We start from the raw sequence: 423 nt of genomic DNA, 5'->3' as shown, positions 1-423 counted from the left end.
CCTGGGCGGCGATCGCCATGCCATGGCTGATGTAGCGCTGCTTGCGGTCGCCGCCCAGGCTCTCGACCATGTCGGCCTGCCCGCCATCATCCGCCCGTCCTTCACCATGGGCGGCACCGGCGGCGGCATCGCCTATAACAGGGCCGAATTCTACGAGATCGTCCAGTCCGGCCTCGACGCCTCGCCGACCACCGAAGTGCTGATCGAGGAGAGCGTGCTCGGCTGGAAGGAGTACGAGATGGAGGTCGTCCGCGACAGAGCGGACAATTGCATCATCGTCTGCTCGATCGAGAACATCGACCCGATGGGCGTGCACACGGGCGACTCGATCACGGTCGCCCCTGCCCTGACCCTGACCGACAAAGAATACCAGATGATGCGCAACGCCTCGATCGCGGTGCTGCGCGAGATCGGTGTCGAGAC

1 pseudogene is annotated in these 423 nt (G+C 64.8%); it reads left to right on the top strand.

From position 1 onward, the window contains the following. Positions 1–423 (top strand): annotated as a pseudogene (locus EN750_RS38820) (carbamoyl phosphate synthase large subunit); the annotation flags it as partial.

It is taken from the genome of Mesorhizobium sp. M7A.F.Ca.ET.027.03.2.1, assembly GCF_003999175.1.
In the GTDB taxonomy this organism is placed as follows: domain Bacteria; phylum Pseudomonadota; class Alphaproteobacteria; order Rhizobiales; family Rhizobiaceae; genus Mesorhizobium.
Note: the sequence above shows the minus strand (reverse complement) of the source record. Positions and strands in the feature narration are given on the sequence as shown.